The 19,948-nt window shown below is 65.2% G+C and carries 14 protein-coding genes; 6 read left to right on the forward strand and 8 right to left on the reverse strand.

Going from position 1 to position 19,948, the window contains the following annotated elements; all coding sequences use genetic code 11:
* Positions 1-312: 312 nt before the first annotated feature.
* Positions 313-867: a cob(I)yrinic acid a,c-diamide adenosyltransferase gene (locus tag B0G57_RS20080; RefSeq protein ID WP_018439983.1), complete on the forward strand. Its 555-nt coding sequence runs from the start codon at positions 313-315 to the stop codon at positions 865-867.
* A 114-nt stretch (positions 868-981) separates the two neighbouring features.
* Entirely contained in the window at positions 982-2,196 is a 1,215-nt protein-coding gene (hmpA, locus tag B0G57_RS20085) for an NO-inducible flavohemoprotein (protein WP_018439984.1), read from the forward strand.
* Positions 2,197-2,223: 27 nt separating this feature from the next.
* On the opposite strand, the gene aroG is transcribed toward hmpA, so the two are convergent.
* The 4 genes from aroG to B0G57_RS20105 all read right to left on the reverse strand — a co-directional run bounded on the left by aroG (position 2,224) and on the right by B0G57_RS20105 (position 10,284).
* Entirely contained in the window at positions 2,224-3,297 is a 1,074-nt protein-coding gene (gene aroG, locus B0G57_RS20090) for a 3-deoxy-7-phosphoheptulonate synthase AroG (protein WP_018439985.1), read from the reverse strand.
* Positions 3,298-3,637: 340 nt separating this feature from the next.
* A complete protein-coding gene (gene tldD / locus B0G57_RS20095; RefSeq protein WP_018439986.1) occupies positions 3,638-5,104 on the reverse strand; it encodes a metalloprotease TldD in 1,467 nt (488 codons plus the stop codon).
* Between the two features lie 44 nt (positions 5,105-5,148).
* The gene (locus B0G57_RS20100; RefSeq protein ID WP_018439987.1) at positions 5,149-6,000 is read right to left on the reverse strand and encodes a carbon-nitrogen hydrolase family protein; all 852 of its coding nucleotides are present in this window, start codon (positions 5,998-6,000) and stop codon (positions 5,149-5,151) included.
* A gap of 27 nt (positions 6,001-6,027) precedes the next feature.
* Positions 6,028-10,284: a YhdP family phospholipid transporter gene (locus tag B0G57_RS20105; RefSeq protein WP_018439988.1), complete on the reverse strand. Its 4,257-nt coding sequence runs from the start codon at positions 10,282-10,284 to the stop codon at positions 6,028-6,030.
* Positions 10,285-10,484: 200 nt separating this feature from the next.
* Here B0G57_RS20105 and glnE point away from each other — a divergent pair, with 200 nt between their 5' ends.
* Entirely contained in the window at positions 10,485-13,271 is a 2,787-nt protein-coding gene (glnE, locus tag B0G57_RS20110) for a bifunctional [glutamate--ammonia ligase]-adenylyl-L-tyrosine phosphorylase/[glutamate--ammonia-ligase] adenylyltransferase (RefSeq protein WP_018439989.1), read from the forward strand.
* A 516-nt stretch (positions 13,272-13,787) separates the two neighbouring features.
* The gene (locus B0G57_RS20120; RefSeq protein WP_018439991.1) at positions 13,788-14,081 is read left to right on the forward strand and encodes a DUF1330 domain-containing protein; all 294 of its coding nucleotides are present in this window, start codon (positions 13,788-13,790) and stop codon (positions 14,079-14,081) included.
* A 150-nt stretch (positions 14,082-14,231) separates the two neighbouring features.
* Here B0G57_RS20120 and B0G57_RS20125 read toward each other — a convergent pair whose 3' ends face one another.
* Both B0G57_RS20125 and B0G57_RS20130 read right to left on the reverse strand, forming a co-directional pair.
* Positions 14,232-14,489, reverse strand: a complete 258-nt coding sequence (locus tag B0G57_RS20125) for a hypothetical protein (RefSeq protein ID WP_018439992.1) — start codon at positions 14,487-14,489, stop codon at positions 14,232-14,234.
* Positions 14,486-14,968: a DUF2778 domain-containing protein gene (locus tag B0G57_RS20130; protein WP_018439993.1), complete on the reverse strand. Its 483-nt coding sequence runs from the start codon at positions 14,966-14,968 to the stop codon at positions 14,486-14,488. The genes B0G57_RS20125 and B0G57_RS20130 overlap by 4 nt, the downstream gene beginning before the upstream one ends.
* A 347-nt stretch (positions 14,969-15,315) precedes the next feature.
* On the opposite strand from B0G57_RS20130, the gene B0G57_RS20135 reads away from it, so the two are divergent.
* Complete coding sequence (locus B0G57_RS20135) at positions 15,316-15,639, forward strand: hypothetical protein (protein ID WP_146013388.1); 324 nt, start codon at positions 15,316-15,318, stop codon at positions 15,637-15,639.
* An 18-nt stretch (positions 15,640-15,657) separates the two neighbouring features.
* Here B0G57_RS20135 and recN read toward each other — a convergent pair whose 3' ends face one another.
* Positions 15,658-17,328 carry a DNA repair protein RecN gene (gene recN, locus B0G57_RS20140; RefSeq protein ID WP_018439995.1) on the reverse strand — a complete coding sequence of 557 codons (1,671 nt, stop codon included), beginning with the start codon at positions 17,326-17,328 and terminating at the stop codon, positions 15,658-15,660.
* Positions 17,329-17,486: 158 nt separating this feature from the next.
* Positions 17,487-18,407 carry an NAD kinase gene (locus tag B0G57_RS20145; RefSeq protein ID WP_018439996.1) on the reverse strand — a complete coding sequence of 307 codons (921 nt, stop codon included), beginning with the start codon at positions 18,405-18,407 and terminating at the stop codon, positions 17,487-17,489.
* Positions 18,408-18,758: 351 nt separating this feature from the next.
* Here B0G57_RS20145 and hrcA point away from each other — a divergent pair, with 351 nt between their 5' ends.
* A complete protein-coding gene (gene hrcA / locus B0G57_RS20150; protein ID WP_018439998.1) occupies positions 18,759-19,778 on the forward strand; it encodes a heat-inducible transcriptional repressor HrcA in 1,020 nt (339 codons plus the stop codon).
* The last annotated feature ends 170 nt before the right edge of the window (positions 19,779-19,948 follow it).

The following is a 19,948-nucleotide window of genomic DNA, read 5'->3' on the forward strand; positions in this document are numbered from 1 at the left end:
GTGGTTGCATACCGATCGAGCGTGATCGTCAGGCTAATGGAATGACCATTTCATTCTACGCCGATCGGCGCGGACAAAACGCGAAGCGGCGCGTGCGCCGGTGCTTGGCTGCGGCTCGAGATGTAAAGGGCCGCCGATTGGCTTTCGCGTCGCTCTTATAATCAAACTGTTTTCCGCTGCCGCTGCCGCTGCCGCTGCCGCTGCCGCTGCCGCTGCCGCTGCCGCTGCCGCTGCCGCGGCGCGCTCGCGCATGACCAGTGGTTGGTTTCCACAAAGGCACGGCTTGATCGATTTGACAACGAGGAGCAGATCATGGGCCACCGCTTGAGCAAAATCGCAACGCGCACCGGTGACGATGGAACGACGGGCCTCGGCGACGGCAGCCGCGTGCCAAAAGACGATGCGCGGGTCGCGGCCATCGGCGATGTCGACGAGCTCAATTCACAAATCGGCCTGCTGCTTTGCGAAACGTTGCCCGACGATGTTCACGAGGCGCTGACCGTCGTCCAGCACGATCTCTTCGATCTCGGCGGCGAGCTTTGCATTCCCGGTCACACGATGATCGGAGACGCTCACCTCGCGCGCATCGACGACTGGCTCGCCCATTACAACGCCGATCTGCCGCCGCTCAAGGAATTCATTCTGCCGGGCGGCGCGCGCGCGGCCGCGCTCGCCCATGTCTGCCGCACCGTGTGCCGCCGTGCCGAGCGATCGATCGTCGCGCTCGGCAAGACGCAGCCGCTCGAAGCGGCGCCGCGTCGGTACGTCAATCGCCTGTCGGATCTTCTGTTCGTCCTCGCTCGCGTCTTGAATCGCGCGGGCGGCGGCGCCGACGTGCTTTGGCAGCGCGGGCGCAACGCCGGCTAGTCGCCCGCCAGGCTGTCTCCGCCCTCGAATGAATGATGCGCTGCGACAAATTGTCGTATTACGATTTGCCAATAAAGATGTAAATTGTGCGCATCTTTAACGAGGAGCAGCCGAATGAGTTCCCCTCTCACCGCAGACCAGATCGCGCGCGTCAAGGCGACCGCGCCCGTTTTCGCCGAGCACGGCGCGACGATCACGAAGCACTTCTACCGGCGCATGTTCGCCAACCGTCCGGAGCTGCGCAACCTGTTCAACCAGACGCACCAGGCGAGCGGCAGCCAGGCCGAGACGCTGGCGCATGCGGTCTACGCCTACGCGGCGAACATCGACAATCTCGCCGCGCTCGGCACGGCGGTCGGCCGCATCGCGAACAAGCACGCGAGCTTGAACATCCGCCCGGAGCACTATCCGATCGTCGGCGAGAACCTCCTCGCGTCCGTGGTCGAAGTGCTTGGCGAGGCTGTCGATGAGCCGACGCTCGAGGCTTGGCGCGCCGCCTATGCGCAACTCGCCCAGATCATGATCGGCGTCGAGTCGAAGCTCTATCAGGGCGCGGCGTGGAGCGGGTACCGGCCGTTCATCGTCTCGCGCAAAGTGGTGGAGAGCGATGAAATCACCTCGTTCTACCTGACGCCGGCCGACGGCGCCGAGGCATGCGGTTTCGAGCCGGGGCAGTTCGTCACGGTCAAGCGCTATGTCGGCGAGCTCGGCGTCGATCAGCCGCGTCAGTACAGCCTGTCGGATGCGCCGCACGGCAAGTGGCTGCGCATTTCGGTGAAGCGCCACGGCGCGCCGCAGGGTAAAGAGGACGTGCCGCCCGGGCGGCTCTCGACGCTGCTGCACGAGGGCGTGGAAGAAGGCTCGATCGTCGAAGTGACGGCGCCGATGGGCGATTTCTGCCTCGATCGCACGAAGACGACGCCCGTCGTCCTCGTTTCGGGCGGCGTCGGCATTACGCCGATGATGTCGATGCTGTCGTCGCTCGTGGCCGAGGGCAGTACTCGCCGCGTGGCGTTCGTCCACGCTTGTCGCAACGGCCGCGTGCATGCGTTCAAGACATGGCTCGCCGATACGGTGGCGAAGCATTCGAACGTGGCGCGCGCCGTCTTCTATGAGGATGTGACGGATGCCGACCGCGCCGGCATCGACTATGACTTCACCGGTCGAATCGATTTCGCGCTCATTGCGGAGCAGGCGCTGCTCCCCGATGCCGATTACTACCTGTGCGGGCCGATTCCGTTCATGCAGTTCCAGCGCGATGCGTTGATCGGGCTAGGTGTGGATGCGGCGCGGATCCATACGGAAGTGTTCGGTTCCGGCGCGGTCTGACCTTGCGAATGCGAGCGGCGGGACCAGTCAGTTCCCGCTGCCGCGCACGACACGCCGTGCTTTCACATTCTCGGCCAGCCGTTCGAGCACGCCGACGCTCTCGTCCCAGCCGATGCAGGCGTCGGTGATGCTCTGGCCGTAGTTGAGCGTGCAACCTTCCAGCAAATCCTGCCGTCCCTCGACAAGGTGCGACTCGACCATCACACCGATGATGCGCTCGTCGCCGCCCGCCACTTGCCGGCCGATCTCGGCGCAAACGGGAATCTGGTTTTCGTGTTTCTTCGAGCTGTTCGCATGGCTCGCGTCGATCATGAGCCGCGCCGCCAGACCGGCCTTGCCGATCGCGGAACAGGCGGCGTCGACGCTTTCGGCGTCGTAGTTCGGCTTCACGCCACCGCGCAGGATCACATGGCAATCCTCGTTGCCGGCCGTCGATACGATCGCCGAGTGCCCGCCTTTCGTCACCGAGAGAAAGTGATGAGGTTGCGAGGCGGCCTTAATCGCATCGACGGCGATCTTCACGTTGCCGTCCGTGCCGTTTTTGAACCCGACCGGGCACGAAAGCCCCGATGCGAGCTCGCGGTGGACCTGCGACTCGGTCGTGCGCGCGCCGATGGCGCCCCACGCGACGAGATCGGCGATGTACTGCGGGCTGATCATGTCGAGGAACTCGGTGCCGGCCGGCAAGCCGAGCTCATTGATGCCGACGAGCAGCTCGCGCGCCGTTCGCAGCCCCTCGTTGATCTTGAAGCTGTTGTCGAGATGGGGATCGTTGATGAGACCCTTCCACCCGACCGTCGTCCTCGGCTTTTCGAAGTAGACGCGCATGACGATTTCGAGCTCGCTGGCGAAGCGTTTGCGTTGCTCCACGAGCCGGCCCGCGTATTCGAGCGCCGCCTTGGGATCGTGAATCGAGCACGGTCCGATGATCACGATGAGCCGGTCGTCCATCCCGTGCAGGATCCGATGCAGCGACTGGCGTGTGCTGAAGATGAGATCGGAGATCGGCTCCGTGCACGGAAATTCGCGGATCAAATGCGCGGGCGGCGTCAGCTCCTTAAGCTCGCGGATCCGGACGTCATCAGTGTTGTGCGGGGGCATGCTGCGTTTCTCCTGTCGGTAGGGTGCCGAGTTCGCCCGCGGCGGCGGCACGAAAAAAAACCGCCGGGCTTTGCCGGCGGTTTCTCTCGGGAATTCGGGTTCGCTTTGAGCGCTAACACCCCTCTCGATCCGCCAGCGGACTGAGATGCCAAAAGAAGTAAAAATAAAACTTCGTGAACATGGCTCGGTGGGACGTCTCAAAAAGGTGCTTACGCTTTATACCCCGGTTGGGCGCGGCTGGCAAGTCGCGTGCCGGAAAAAGCCGCAAAATGGGCATGATCTGCGGCCACCGATCGCACGGGGGGCCGGCCTCGAACGCCGGCCAGCCGGACCCGATCGATCAAACCGTTCCGCCGACCGTCATCTTCTCGATGCGCAGTGTCGGCTGACCGACGCCGACGGGCACGCTCTGGCCTTCCTTGCCGCAGACACCGACGCCTGTATCGAGCGCCATGTCGTTGCCGATCATCGTCACGTACTTGAGCGATTCGGGGCCGCTGCCGATCAATGTCGCGCCCTTGACGGGGTAGGCGATCCGGCCGTTCTCGATCATGTACGCCTCGGAGGCCGAGAAAACGAATTTGCCGTTGGTGATGTCGACCTGCCCGCCGCCGAAGTTCACGGCATAGAGGCCGTTCTTCACCGAGGCGATGATCTCGGCGGGGTCTTTGTCGCCGTTCAGCATGTAGGTGTTCGTCATGCGCGGCATGGGCAGCGCCGCGTACGACTCTCGGCGCGCATTGCCCGTCACCGGCATCTTCATGAGCCGGGCATTCAGCGAATCCTGAATGTAGCCCTTGAGCACGCCGTCTTCGATCAGCGTCGTGCATTGCGTGGGGTTGCCTTCGTCGTCGATATTGAGCGAGCCGCGCCGGTTCGGCAGCGTGCCGTCGTCGACGACCGTGACGCCCTTCGCCGCCACACGCTCGCCGATGCGTCCCGCGAATGCCGACGAGCCTTTGCGATTGAAGTCTCCCTCGAGCCCGTGACCGATCGCCTCGTGCAACAGCACGCCGGGCCAGCCGGGGCCGAGCACGACCGTCATCGTACCTGCCGGAGCGGGCCGTGCGTCGAGATTGACGAGCGCGGCTTTCACGGCGTCGTCGACATAGCGCTTGAGCACTTCGTCGGTGAAATAGCCATAGTCGAATCGGCCGCCGCCGCCGCCCGTGCCGATCTCGCGCCGGCCATTCTGCTCGGCGATGACCGTCACCGACACGCGCACGAGCGGCCGCACATCGGCCGCGAGCGCGCCGTCGCTGCGCGCGACGAGCACGACGTCGTATTCTCCCGCGAGGCCCGCCATCACCTGCGAAATGCGCGGATCGGCGCCGCGCGCCATCTGCTCGACGCGCTCGAGGAGCTCCACCTTCGCCGTCGCGTCGAGCGAGGCGAGCGGGTCGGCGGCCAGATAGAGATCGCGGCCCGCGACGCCCCTGAGCGCGCTCGCCACCTTGATTTTCTGGTTGCCGCCACCTGCCTTGGCGATCGAGCGCGTCGCCTCGGCCGCTTGACGTAGCGCCTCGGGCGAGAGGTCGTCCGAATAGGCGAAGGCCGTGCGATCGCCGGAGACGGCGCGCACGCCGACGCCTTGATCGATGCTGAAGCTGCCCGATTTCACGATTCCCTCTTCGAGGCTCCACGCTTCGCTGCGCGTTGCCTGGAAGTAGAGGTCCGCGTAGTCGACGCGGTGCGTGAAGATATCGGCGAGCGTGCGCGTGAGCAGCGCCTCGTCGAGGCCATAGGGGGTGAGCAGCGCGTCTTTCGCCGTGGCGAGGTTGCGAATGCCGGGTTCGATGATGTTCATGCGAATGGATCGAAACGAACGGAATGCGGTGATTGAAAAAGCGGCTATGCAAGCACGCGGTGCCGCCAGGCGGGGAGGCTGCGCCTGACTTCTTCGATGCGCCGACGCTCGATATCGCCGGCCACGACGCCCGGGCCCTCGTCCGCGCGCTCGGCCACGATCTCGCCCCACGGGTCGACGAGCATACTATGCCCCCATGTGCGCCGGCCGTTCTCGTGCGTGCAGCCCTGCGCGGCGGCGAGCACGTAGCACTGGTTCTCGACGGCGCGGGCGCGCAACAGCATCTCCCAGTGCGCGCGCCCCGTCGTGTACGTGAACGCCGAGGGCACGACGATCATGGCGACATCGCCCATCCGCCGATAGAGCTCGGGAAAGCGCAAATCGTAGCAGACCGACAGCCCCACTCGGCCAAACGGCGCGTCGAAGGTGCGAACCTCGCCGCCGGGCCGGATCGTGCGCGCTTCGTCGAACGACTCGTCGCCCTTTTCGAAGTTGAAAAGGTGGATCTTGTCGTAGCGCGCCACTTCCCTGCCTTGCGGATCGAAAACGAGCGATGTGTTGAGCACGCGCTCGCGATCTGCGGACGGCTCGCTGACGGCGAGCGGCAGTGTTCCGCCGATGACCCAAAGGCCATGGCGGCGCGCCGCTTCGGCCAGAAAGCGCTGAATCGGGCCGTCGCCGTATGTTTCCCGCACCGCGAGCTTGTCCGTCTCCTTGAAGCCCATGAAGCAGAAGTACTCGGGCAGCAGCACGAGCTGCGCGCCGTCGCTCGCCGCCTCGGCGATGAGCCGCGCGGCATCCTCGAGATTGCGCTCGCGCTCGGGCGTGCTGACCATTTGCAGCGCGGCGACGCGAAACGGCGCGGATCGCGTCGGTGTAGTCGAAAGATCGCTCATGGAGATCAACGTAATCCGTCAGTTCCGTCAGTTGCCGGTGTTGCCGGTTGCTTCGGCCGGAGCAACCATCTTACCCCGATCGCCGGTGAACCGCTCGACGCGCGGATGCGACCATGACCCCGTTATTGCGTACTGCGTAGCGAACGCGTGGGCGATCGATTGCGAGAGCGCCAGGTTGGCCACCAGCGCGCCCAGGCCCAGCAGCGGATTCACGACCGTCGCCGCAATGACGGCCGAGCCGGCATTGAGCGTGGGGGTGACCGCGACGTGCAGATTCTGCGTCTCCGCGGCGAGATTGACAGAGCCCGAGAGGTCGGCGCGCGCCGGCGCCGTGACGATACGGAAGTCGTCGGTTCGCGCAATGCCGTCGGTGATGTGGCCCGTGCCCGTCACGCTGTGGAACGGCAGCCCTTCGCCGATCACATCGCGAAAGTTCAGCGTGATCACGCGCTGAAGGCTTTGCAGGCTCAATACGCCGAGTAGCTTCGCGACGCCGGGATCGACCTTGAGGATCTGTCCATGCTGGAGGTCGACGCTCATGTGGCCCCAAAGCGTCGGGTAATCGATGGCCGTCGGCTCGCCGCGCCAGCCGATACTGCCCGTGAGCGAGCCCTTGCCGGCCTTCACGGTGCGCGGAAGTCCCAATTGATCGAGCAGGGCGCCCGCGTCGGAGATGTCGAGCTTGAAATCGATGGCCGTGCGGCGCGGGGTATTGGCTGCGACATTCGCGCCCAGACGGGGCGCCGTGCGCCAGTTGGCGGTCGCCGCGAGATGCGCGGCGGCGCTCGTGATGTCGAATTTGTCGACTTGCCAGACCGGCACGCCGTCTTCGTCGAGATTGTGCGCCGCGAGGGCGAGCTGCCCGAGCTTGTGCCCTCGTACGACGAAGTCGTCGATCGTCAGATCGATGGCCGGCATATGCCGAGCCGAAGGCGTCGACAGTTGACCGACGAGCGCGTGCCCGACGGCGACGGGAATTTCCGCCTTGGCGAAATGGGCCTTCAGTTGGCCGCCGTCGCTGCTCGTTGCGCCGGGCCGCCAGTTCAGATCGCCTGTGAGCTGATCCGATGCAATTCGCGCTTGCCAGTCGCGCCCCGATTCTTCCGCGTCGATGTGGACGTTCGCCCATTCGCGCTCGAGCAGCTTGAGCGTACCGAACCGCAGGTCGAAGCGACTCGGGGCAAACTCGCTGCTCGATGCGATGTTCGACGCGCCGCCCGAGCGGCCCCTCGAATCGTTTCCGTCCGCCGGGTTGGCGCGGGCCTCTCGAGGTCCAGCCGTATCCCGCGACTGGCGCAGCTCGGTCACGAGCGTACGCCAGGCGTCGGCATCGAACGACTGCAAATCGGCCGCCGCGCTCACGCCTTCGCTCGGCAGTCGCGCGGGCTCGCCGATGCCGATCGCTCCTCGCACGACCGAAAGCGCGCCGAGTGCATCGGGATGCACCGCGCCGTGACGCACCAGATAGGAAGCCGTCACGGGACCCAGTGCAAGGTCCGCGCGTGCGAGCGGCGAACCCTTATCTTCCGCGATGGCCGGCTCGGGCTTCACCGAGAACGAGAATGGCATCGGCGTGCCCACCGGCTTGCCGAGCGGGGCGGGCAGATCGAGCGCGAGGCCGGTGAGGTCGGAATGCGCGGAGACCTCGGGCAAGGCGCCTTTTCTGCCACGGATGTCGAGCACATAGGGCGCGGCACCGTGCAAACGGTCCAGCAGCTTGCCGGCTGTTCCGTTTCGGTCGAAGTCGCGCGCGCTGTCCGCCGCGATTTGTCCTGAAATGTCGAAGCCATAGCTGCCGTTGGCCGCGAGCCCCCCGCCGGCCTTGAACTCGCCGCCGAGCCAGCGACCGGCGATCCGTTCGAGCGAGAGCGCGTGCTCGGTGAATCGCACGCCGCCGGTGAGCTTTTCGAGCGGCGGCCATTGCGCACGGGCCAGCGTGTTGCCGCGCAGCCCGACGGTCCCGACCACGCTCACGTGCGGCATCTGGGTGCGCGGCACTGTCAATTGGAGGTCGAGGGTTGCCGGCCCGCTCGCGCTCACCGTGTCGCCGACGTGATCCGTCAAGCTGCCGGCGGCGCTGTTATTCAAATAGTCGAGCAGATCGGCGAGCGGTCCCCGCGCTCTACCGTCGATGACGAGGCTCGACCCGTGATTGCCGAGATCGGCGATTCGGCCGTTGACGCGTTCGAGCGCGATGCGCTTGTAGTGGCCTTTGTCGATATCGAAGCGCAGCAGGTTCTCCCTCAGCGTAAAGACACCGTCGATGCCCTCGAGCGCCGGCCAGACATCGGGCTCGCCGTTGCGCAGCTTTTTCGGTGGATAGGGCGAGGGATCGAATTTGCCGCCCGAGAAGGGTGCGACGATGCGAAAGATGCCCGCGTGCGGATCTCTCGAATAGGGAAACTTGTCGAGGCCGCCATGGATTTCGATCGTTGCGTTGCGGGCGATGCCGTCCTGCAGACCGTGGCCGAGATAGTGGCGCGTGTGCTCGCCGACGCTCGTCGGCAGGTAGCGCGAGATGGCAGGGACCTTCGCGCGGGAGATGTTCGCCGTCAAGTCGAGCGAGCCGCGGCCGTGCCCCGGGTTCCTATAGTTCGCGACGACCGTACCGGCCGTATCGGCGTTCTCGAAGCTGAGCTCAGGCACGGTCACCGCAAACGCCTTCTGCGGCTCGCCGGGGGCCGGCGTCACGGTCCACTGCCCACGCCCACGCAGACGGTCGAATGCGAGGCGAGGGTCGTCGAACTCCCCAGGCAGCGTCATCGTCGCGTTGACCGTATCGACCGACACGGCGCCGTGCGTTTCGTCGGCGTCAATCGTTCCCCAAATGTTTTCGAAGCCCGGCAAGCCTACGCGCGGATGGCCGGCCGGCGAGAGCCCCGGGGGCGGTTCCTGCGCGGCAATGCTGATGCCTTCGAGGTCGCCCTTCACGCGGTAGCGGACGATCGGCGCCGTGCCCGTGACGCGCTGCTCGCTCGCCGCGAGCGCATTCTCGGGGCGTGCTCGCTCGGCCTCGATCGCATAGTTCGCGATCAGCCCGCGCGGATCGAAACGCACGAGCTCGTCGAGGAAGCGTTCGGGCACCGGTAGCGCCCGGCTGAACTCGGCGAGCACGCCGAGATCAACGCGATCGCCCCTGACGCTCATCAGCTGCCCGTGCTCGACACTCGCCGGGCGATAACGGCCCACGAGCGTCGAAAAGGACAGCGTCCGGGTGACGGGCGTACCGTCGGCGAGCGGCGGCTGGCCGAGCTCGGCGTGCAGATTCGAGAGGCGGAGGCGATAGTCGCGCTGCGGCTCGATTTCGGCGGCCCAGCCGAACTGCGCGACGGGCACATGCAGTTGCGGGTGGGTGGGGCGCACGCGCAGCGCGATGTCATAGCCTTGCAGCGTGCCCGACGCCGCCAGGATATGGCCGCCGGAGAAGTCCGCCCATATGGCGTTATCGATGCGCCCGGCGTAGAGCGCGATCGGCGTCTGGACGTAGCGGGCGAGCATCGGCAGGTCGACGGGGCCCGTTGAAATATAGGTTTCGCCGGTCCAGTTCTGCGGCCTGCCGCGCTCGCCGAGCGGCCGATGGCGAAAGCGCGCGCGGAAGTCGAGCGGGCCTTTCAGGACCGTGCCTTCGGCCGGCGCCTGGAGGGCGAGATAGTGCTCGAAGCCTTTATTGACGATGGCCGCGCGAATGTCGTGCAGCGCGAGCTCGGGCGCCTTGCGGACGCCGTCGCGCCAGCGCAGCTTGCCGCCGCGCAGCACGATCGCCTCCTGCGAGAGCAGCCAGTTCGTGAAGGTCGTGTCGTTGCCTTTGTGCGTGGTCGGCACCTGGACGCCCGCGACCGTCAACGAGCCGTCGGCCGCGCGCGCCGCAAGCAGATCGGGCCCGTCCACGACGAGGCTCGCGAGCGCGGGCTTGCCGCGCGCGAGCGAGCGCCATGAGATCGTCGCCATCGCATGCGGCACCGACAGCGCGAGGTTGCCGTCGCGATCGCGTATCGTGAGACCCGTCACGTCCACGCCGGGCTCGAGGCCGGACCAGTGGGGCGCGAGCTTCTCGATGCGCAGCTCGGCATGGATGGTTGCCGAGACAGCTTGCTCGATCCGTGGGCGAAAGTCGTCGATGCGCGGCAACAGCAGATAGCGCAGACCGAGGAAAGCGGCCGCGGCCACGAAGTAAACCGTGATGGCGAACGCGAGCGCGATTTTCAGCGCACGGCGAAGAAACCGATGATCGTGAAGCGACTGTCCGGCAATGGTGCTTGCTGCGGATTCCTTGCTGTCGGACATGCTGCGGCGAACGGGGCGTGAACGGGGTGGAGCGGCCGGGCTGTGGTAGTTTGGCGTCTTGGACGTCGAATGTATCACAGGGGCGGGCGCCCGCGATCATGGGTGTGCGGACGGAAGGTCCGCCGCCGGCGCGCCGTCGAGCTTTCCGGAGCTTTCCGGAGCTTTGCATCCGCCGTGGCAAACCGCGACCTACACCGCTCATGACCGTACCCTCCTTGTCGAGTTCCAGCTATTCCACCTACGCCGCGCGCGCGATCGCGGCGCGCCCCGAGTTGGCCGATCGTTTGGCCGAATGGGCCGAGGCGCCTGTCACGCGAGAATGGATCGAGGGGCGTTTCGGCGAGCTGGTGAACGAGGCTCAGGCCAGCGGGGCGTCCATCGACGAGGCGCTGTTGCGGCGCCTGTTGCGCCGCTTGCGGACTGACGTGTTTTGCACTGTCATGGAGCGCGATCTGCGCGGGCGGGCTGATGTGGCCGAAGTCACGGGAGCCATGACCGATTTGGCCGAGGTGTCGATCCGTAAGGCGCTCGAGGTGCTTTCAGCCGACCTCGAAGCGCTCTTCGGCGAGCCCCGCGGGCCGGAAGGCGAGCGACTCGTGCTCGGCGTCGTCGGCATGGGCAAGCTCGGCGGCCGCGAGCTCAACGTCTCGTCCGACATCGACCTTATCTTCGTCTATGAGGACGACGGCGAGACGGCCGGCGGCACGCGCACTCCGATTACGACGCAGGAATTCTTCAGTCGGCTCGGGCGGCGTCTCATCGGCGCGCTCGCCGAACCGACGGCCGATGGCTACGTCTTTCGCGTCGACATGCGGCTGCGGCCGAACGGGGACGCCGGGCCGCTCGTCTGCAGTCTCGGCATGCTCGAAGAATATTTCTATGTACAAGGGCGCGAGTGGGAGCGTTATGCCTGGATCAAAGGGCGGCTCGTTTCCGAGGGCGAGAGTGAAGCCGCGAAACGCCTCGCGCGGCAGCTCGACGCGCTCGTGAAGCCATTCGTCTATCGCCGCTATCTCGATTTCGGGGTCATCAGCGCGATCCGCGCGCTGCACCGGCAGATCGGCGAGGAGGCGCGGCGGCGAGCCTCGATGCGCCCCGAAAAGGCCGACGACATCAAGCTCGGCCGCGGCGGGATTCGCGAGATCGAGTTCAGCGCGCAGGTCTTTCAACTGATTCGGGGCGGCCAGGATGCCGGCTTCCGCATCCGGCCGACGCTGCAAGTTCTGCGCTATGCCGCGGCGCGCGGACTGGTGACGCCCGCCGTCTGCGCGACGCTCGGTGAAGCCTATACGTTTTTGCGCACGCTCGAGCATCGCCTCCAATACCGCCACGATGGCCAGACGCATGCGATGCCTGTCGACGGGGAAGAGCGCGCGCGGCTCGCCGCTTCGCTTGGCTTTGCCGACTACGCCGCGCTCGTGGCGAAGCTCGACGGCTATCGGGAGTTCGTCGAGACGCAGTTCGATCAGATTTTTGCCGATAAGGCGCGCGGCATCGGCGATGCGCCCGACGAAGGCGCGGCGGCGGGGATCTGGGGAAGTGCGCTGGAAGACGATGCGGCTAGCGAAGCGCTGGCCGCCCGACTGACCGAGCAAGGTTTCGGCGAGCGAGCGGGCGAGCTTCTCGCGCGGCTCACCGCTGTTCGTCGTTCGACGCGCTATCTCGGCCTGCCCGAGCGCAGCCGTGAGCGCTTCGATATGATCGCGCGCCGGGCGCTTGATGCCGCGGCGAGGCTGGAACCGGCGATGAGCCGCGCGCCGACGCTGACGCGGCTTTTCGATCTGCTCGAAACGGTGAGCCGGCGCAGCGCCTACCTCGCATTGCTCGACGAGTATCCGGCAGCGCTCGAACGCGTCATGGGGGTGCTTGCGGCCTCGCGCTGGGCCGCCGGGTATCTGACGCGCCATCCGCAGTTGCTCGACGAGCTGCTCGACGACGAGGCAATCGCGAGCCCGTTCGATTGGGGCGCGTTCCGGGCGTCGCTACGGGCGCGGCTTGCCGCGGCCGACGGCGTGGAGCAGCAGATGGATTTGCTGCGCCACGCTCATCAGGCGGAAGTCTTCCGCATTCTGCTAATCGATCTGGCCGGCAAGCTGACGGTCGAGCAGGTGAGCGACCGGCTCTCCGAGCTGGCCGATTCGGTCCTCGACGTGACGATGGAGGCCGTCTGGCGGCACCTGCCGAAGCGGCATCGCGCGGTGCCGCGCTTTTCGATCATTGCTTATGGGAAGCTCGGCGGCAAGGAGCTTGGCTACGCGTCGGATCTCGATCTCATCTTTCTTTACGACGATCCCGATGAAGCGGCGGCCGAGGTCTATGCGACTTTCGCGCGTCGCCTCATCACCTGGCTCACGACTTCGACGGGTGCCGGTACGCTGTTCGATGTCGACTTGCGGTTGCGGCCGAACGGGGAGTCGGGGCTGCTGATCACCGATCTCGATGCATTCCGTCGTTATCAGTTGCGCGAGGGCGACGCGGCCAATGCAGCCTGGGTCTGGGAGCACCAGGCACTCACGCGCGCACGGTTTTGCGCTGGCGACGCGGAGATCGGCGCGCAGTTCGAGGCCATCCGCAAGCAGGTGCTGACGACGCCGCGCGAGGCGGCGCCGCTTGCTGCGGAGATCGTGGCGATGCGCGAGCGCGTTGCTGCCGGCCATCCGAATCGCACGGAGCTGTTCGATCTGAAGCACGATCGCGGCGGGATGGTCGATATTGAATTCGTTGTTCAGTATTGGGTGCTGCTCCATGCGGCGCGGCATCCCGAGCTCGTTCTCAATACCGGCAATATCGCGCTGTTGCGCGAGGTCTCGCATTTTGGGTTGATGAGCGCCGAAGAGGCTGAGACGGTCGGCGGTGCGTATCGCACTTATCGTAAGCTGCAGCACCGCCTGCGGCTCGACGGGATGGAGATTGCGCGGGTGGCGCCGGAGAGCATTGGGGCGGAGCGTGGAGCCGTGCTGCGGCTTTGGCGGCGTGTGTTTGGTTGATGCGTCGTTGATGATGAACTGCGGTTTTCGGGAAGGGTACAAAATATTGGGTCAAAACTATTTCGGAGTTGTTTGATTGCCTTGGGATAGACGCGGACCCACTCCCCGATATGGCATATGCCGGTCACATCGATGAGATCGTGGACAAGAGAAATGCAGTCGCACATGGGCGTAAAAGCGCTAGCGAGGTGGCCGCAGGTAATCGGTCGCCAGTTCTGAAGCGGAACTGGGAAATTGTTTCTGAGACGATTGAGCACATTTTCAATACGTTGACCGAATACGTAGACAACCATCGGTTTGTCGCAGCGCCAGCGAGAGCTGTCTACGAAACGAAGTAGGTATGTGTGGCTTTTGTGCTCATCAAAACGCCACCAAGGTAGCGCACGTCCAGCGTCCGGCTTGGGTCGACTACGGAAGTTCATCACGCGCGCGTCGAAGCGGCTGTGAGACACTGCGGGGCGGAAGAGAGGTTGATCCTTGCATGAACATGCGCACAGGCCATTTGAGGAGGGCACAATGCCAGCATACGTACACGTCAATTTGCGCGTCATCGATTCAGCAAAGCAGGCGCGGCTCGCTCCACGCTTTAACGTTGCCCTAGAAGAAGCGGGCGGACGGATACTTCATTTCGGCCCCGTTGCGCAGGTTCTGGAGGGGGATGAGGCGCCGTTGCCGATGGCTGGCGTGTTCGAGTTTCCGACTCTCGCGCAAGCGCTAGCCTTCTACAACTCGGAGAGGTATGCGCCGATAAAGGCAGAACGTCAGGAGGCTCAGCAAGCGCGAATGTTCGTAGTAGAAACCCAACCGTGAGTAGACGCTTTCGACAGATGCGACCGCCCGGAATGGGTTAGTACCGTCGACCACATCGGGCGGTAGTCGGCCGGGAACAATCGGTCGACGTCAACGCGCCGAACCTTGGCAATTGCGGTGCCGGCGCGCCGATGTGCCGAACATGGACGATTAGCCCCGGCGTCGCCTCAGCAGCAGGCTGGTGGTCCAGACGAGAGTTCCGGCAAGTATCAAAGCGGCGAGCGAACTGGCTATCGCGTAGACGTCCTCCACATGTTCGTCGCCATACGCGCCGAACCATGCGGCGAAGCGGACGAGCGCTTCCGTCGCCCAGGGCGCAAAAGGGATAGAACCGAGGACGCGCGCGACGCCTAGCGCAATGACTAGGGTGGCCGCCAAGTTCAGTGCGATAAATTTGAAGCGTTTCATCGGACGTCCACGGTGCCATAGGCGCGCATTGTAGTTCCGGGAATCGAAATGGTCGAAGCCGATTTGAGGCGATCGCGCAGTATTTCGAACTGGCTGGGACTCACAAGGGCGATGCAGCCATCGCTGAGCCGCCGCGGTCCAACAGGGTGAACCCTGAAGTTGCCGCGACGGATGCCGTTCACGCTAGTCCAGTCGTCAATAACGTCGTCGTTGCGGTACAACGAGAACCAAGCGGTCCGGTCAGTGCGGTAGAAATGCTTAAGGACGAAATCGCGGATACTGCCCATCCGGCCACCCGACTCACGGTCGACGATATAGTACCGGCCGGGCGGCAGTGGACCGACATCCGGCTGATCGACTGCGGCAGGATTGTCGCGTCCCTCGCCGTTCCCCGAAAAAGCGGTAAACGCGCCCACACCGGCGCACGAAAGCGTGGAGAACTGGCTATTGTTCAAGACGAAGTAGCAGGATATCGGCATAGCTTTCAGAGCAGTAGGCCGCACGACGAATTCACCGCGCGGCGTCGCGGGTCGAGCGAGCCATTGGCGGATTTCACGCGGCGGCGGTAGAGGAAGACCATGCCGCCGATGCTAACTGGGGAATTGCCGCTTTCGGCGGCGCTCCTTTCGTCCTCGGACCGAAGTCCGAGATTTTCTTGGAGCAAAGCATAATGAAATGCCGCGCATTCGCCGCCGCCGCTGTCGTCAGTAGCTCAGCATGGGCCGGCTCCGCCATTACATCGCCTGCGCAAGTATCTGCCGCGATCGAGCAACAAGGCGCGGCCACATTCCTGGCGTCTCTCAGCGCCGACGATATCGATAGGTTGATGGATAAAATCGGCTCGGGCCGATCCGAGTGGGTTTCGCTCGCCCCCAAGCTTGCTGAGGGCGCCGACGCAGGTAATGCCGAAGGACTAGGCATCGAACTCGCATATGCGCTGCCGAAGAATCCGCGGGCTGTCCTGGATGTTGTGGACCCACTCGAAGGTGATGGTCACATCCTCGAAGTTTCACGCGTATGCGGCATCCCTTTTATCGAGACAGTTCCCGCCGGCTACAAGGTCAAAGCGCTCCGCGCCGTACGCAGCGTAACGGATCCGCGGTTGCGAGACGTGAAAGCACGTTGCATCGATGCACTCGAGAAATCGTGACGCGGGCGGGCCAACTGCTCAAGCCGCCAGCATCTCCTTCGCGTGACGGCGCGTAGTGGCCGTAATCTCGAGGCCCCCCAGCATGCGCGCGACTTCCTCGACACGGCTCGCATGATCCAGGGCCGTGACGGTCGAGAGCGTGCCGCCGTCGCCAGTACTTGCCTTCGCCACCTGGAAGTGATGATCGCCGCGCGCGGCGACCTGCGGCAAATGCGTGACGCAGAGCACCTGACGGTCGCGGCCGAGCTGATGCAAAAGGCGGCCGACAACTTCCGCTACGCCGCCGCCGATACCGGTGTCGACTTCGTCGAAGATCAGCGTCGGCGTTGGGCTCGCCGCGCTCGCAATCACCGACAGCGCAAGGCTGATACGCGCGAGCTCGCCGCCGGAGGCAACCTTGGCGAGCGGCTTAGTCGGCACGCCCGCGTGGCCGGCGACCCGGAACTCGATCTGCTCGAGCCCATGCGCGCCGCCCTCGGCAAGCGGAACGAGCGCGACTTCGAAGCTGCCGCCCGCCATCGCGAGCTCCTGCATGCCCGTGGTCACGGCTGCGCCAAGTGCCTTGGCGGCCTTCGCACGCGCCTTTGACAATTGCTTTGCCTCGCGCAGGTAAGCCTCGTGTGCGGCTTCGACCGCGGCCGAGAGCTTGTCGAGATCGGCCGCGGCGTCGAGCGCGGCGAGCTGTGCGCGGCGCGCTTCATGCTCGTCCGGCAGCGTTTCGGGCTGCAGGCGGAATTTGCGGGCTACCGAATGCAGCGCATCGAGGCGCGCTTCGACCTCGGCGAGGCGGTCAGGATCGAGATCCAGCTTTTGCGCGTAGTGCGTCAGCGAATAAGCAGCCTCACGCAACTGGATTTCAGCCGGCTCGAGCGCAGCGAGCGCGTCGTTGAGCGCCGGGTCGATCTCGGCCAGATCGCGCAGCTTCGAGACGATCGAGCCGAGTTGACCGAGCATCGCGTCATCCGCTTCGGAAAGCGCATCGAGGGCGCCGCGCACACCCTCGATCAAGTTCGCCGAATGCGCGAGCCGGCGATGCTCCGCGCCGATTTCCTCCCATTCGCCGCGCTGCGGTGCGAGCTTGTCCAGTTCGGCGAGCTGCCAGACGAGCCGTTCGCGCTCGAGTTGGATTTCACGATCGCGCGTCTTCGCGAGTTCGAGCGCATGCGCGGCGTCGCGCCAGGCGCGGTGCGCTCGTGCAACGCTCGAGGCGGCCGCGGTGAGACCGGCGTGGGTATCGAAGAGTGTGCGCTGCGCTTCCGGGCGCATCAGCAACTGGTGCGCGTGCTGGCCATGGATATCGACGAGCATCTCGCCGATCTCGCGCAGTTGCGCGAGCGTAGCGGCCGTGCCGTTGATGAACGCGCGCGAGCGGCCGTTCGCGTCCACTACGCGGCGTAAGAGGACCGTCGTGGCCTCGGCGCCGTCGGGCTCGCCGCCCGCCAAGGCCTGCTCGTCGAGCCAGCCCGACACCTCGGCGCTCGCCGAGAATTCAGCCGTGATGTCGGCTCGGGTCGCGCCCGTGCGGACGACGTCGACATCGGCGCGCGCGCCGAGCGCGAGCGCAAGCGCGTCGATGAGGATCGACTTGCCGGCGCCGGTTTCACCCGAAAAGACCGTGAAGCCGCGGTCGAATTCGAGGTCGAGCGCGGCGACGATGACGAAGTCGCGTATCGAAAGGTGGCGGAGCATGGGAGCGTTTTGACTGCGGGTTCGTGGGGCGGCCATGCGCGGCCGGCTATGGTTTGGTCAAACCTTGCCTCGGGACCGGCGTCGCATATCCGCACGTGCGTGCCATAGGGGCGCCGGGCGCCAAGGACGGAGCAGGGCAAATCGATCTGGCGATGCGATCAGAGCGAGGCATCGTCGTCTTCATCTTCTTCGGCGGCGCTCGACGGATGCTCGTTCCAATGAAGCTTCTTGCGCAGCGTCGCGTAGTAGCTGTAGCCGACCGGATGCAGGAACGGCACGGTATGACGCGAGCGGCGCACTTCGATCGTGTCGTTGAGTTCGAGCGCCGTGAACGATTGCATGTCGAAGTTCGCGTTGACGTCGCGCCCGCCGATGATCTGGATGCGCAGCTTGCAGTCGTCCGGAATCACGATCGGGCGGTTCGAGAGCGCATGCGGCGCGATGGGCACGAGCACGAGGCCCTGCAGTTGCGGGTGCAGGATCGGGCCCTGGGAGGACAGCGCGTAGGCCGTCGAGCCCGTCGGCGTGGCGACGATCAGGCCGTCCGAGCGTTGGTCGTACATGAACCGGCCGTCGACGAACACACGCAGCTCGGCCATTCCCGAAAAGCCGCTGCGGTTGACGACGACGTCGTTGAACGCCAGCGCGTGATAGATCGGCTCGTCGGCGCGCACGATGCGCGCCTCGAGCAGCGTGCGCTCCTCGCGCTCATAACTGCCCGCGAGCATCTGCGGCACGCGTTGCTGCATCTCCGCGACGGGTATGTCCGTGATGAAGCCGAGCCGCCCCTGGTTGATGCCGATGAGCGGCGTTCGGTAGGGCGCGAGCTGACGCCCGATGCCGAGCATGGTGCCGTCGCCGCCGAGAACGACCGCGACATCGGCGCGCGCCCCGATTTCGGCGGGCGTGAGCGCGGGATAGCCGGTCGCGCCGACCTCGCGTGCGGTGTCGGCTTCGAAGACGACCTCGAAGCCGCGTTTCGCGATGCAGCCGGCGAGCGCCATCAGCGGCTCGCCGATGCCGGGCGTATTGCTGCGCCCGACGAGCGCAACCGTCTTGAATTGGTGACCCATTTCCATGCCGGCATTACACCATAGCTACGGTCTGTTTACATACGGAGGCTGGCCATGTTGCCCGGAGCGGCTGCTCGGGACGCGTTTCGTATGTAAGCGGACCCTGGGTTGAAAAAGCACCGCCTCGCGAGCTCGGGCGGGCCCCGATCACCCTAGCCTCGACGCGCGCGGGTTCCGAGCAGGTTCCTCCGCATTGATTTGTCGCTAGAATGATGTCGTGCCGATGACAGGCTGCCTTTCCGGCGCGGATCTTGCGGGCGCTGCGCCGCTCGCGGCGGCACGTCGGGCGGGAGGCGGCCAGCATGTCCGCGGGGGCGCGGACATGGGGCCATCGGCGTTCGTCTAAAATCTTGCGTCATGCTAGAACCACGCGCTCAGACTCTGCTGAAAACCCTGATCGAGCGATATATCGCGGAAGGTCAGCCGGTCGGCTCGCGCACGCTGTCGCGCTATTCGGGGCTCGAACTGAGCCCGGCGACGATACGCAACGTGATGTCGGACCTCGAGGAGCTCGGGCTCGTAGCGAGCCCTCATACTTCCGCTGGCAGGGTGCCGACGCCGCGCGGCTATCGTCTGTTCGTCGATACCATGCTGACCGTCGAGCCGGTTGCGGACGAGGAGGCGGTCACGCGCGTCGTGGAAAGGACGCTGACGCCCGGGGAGCCGCAGAAAGTCATCGCGGCCGCGGCGAGCGTGCTTTCGAACCTTTCGCAGTTCGCAGGCGTCATCCTGACGCCGCGCCGCAGCCATATCTTCAAGCAGATCGAGTTTATGCGCCTGTCGGACAAGCGCATCCTGCTCATCATCGTCACCCCCGAAGGGGACGTGCAGAACCGCATCATGGCCACGCAGCGCGACTACACGCCGTCGCAGCTCATCGAGGCATCGAACTACATCAATGCGCACTTCGCGGGACTTTCCTTCGATGAAGTTCGCCGGCGCCTGCGAGAGGAAATCGACCAGTTGCGCGGAGACATGACCGCGCTCATGCAGGCAGCGGTGACCGCCAGCACCGACGAAAGCGAGATGGGCGAGACGGTGCTGATTTCCGGCGAGCGCAACCTGCTCGAGGTGGCGGATCTGTCGTCCGACATGGCGCGGCTGCGCAAGCTTTTCGATGTATTCGACCAAAAGACGAGCCTCCTGCAATTGCTGGATGTATCGAGCCACGCGCAAGGCGTACAAATATTCATCGGCGGTGAATCGAATCTGGTGCCGATCGAACAGATGAGCGTCGTGACGGCGCCTTATGAAGTCAACGGCAAGATCGTCGGCACGCTCGGTGTGATCGGACCGACGCGCATGGCGTACAGCCGCGTGATTCCAATCGTCGACATCACCGCGCGGCTGCTTTCGACGGCCTTGAGCCAACAGTGAACGCGTTTCCGGACGCTCGCCGCGAGCTCCGTTCGCGAACGCCGACGCCCCTTGCATGATCCTTCGCGCACGGCATTCGCGCCATTGGCCGAATGGCCGAGTCGCCGTGGCCGCCGGCCTCGCTATAATCGGTTGAACTGAACCGAGGCCGGCTTGTACGGAAACGGTCT

The sequence above is a fragment of the Trinickia symbiotica genome, assembly GCF_002934455.1.
In the GTDB taxonomy this organism is placed as follows: Bacteria; Pseudomonadota; Gammaproteobacteria; order Burkholderiales; family Burkholderiaceae; genus Trinickia; species Trinickia symbiotica.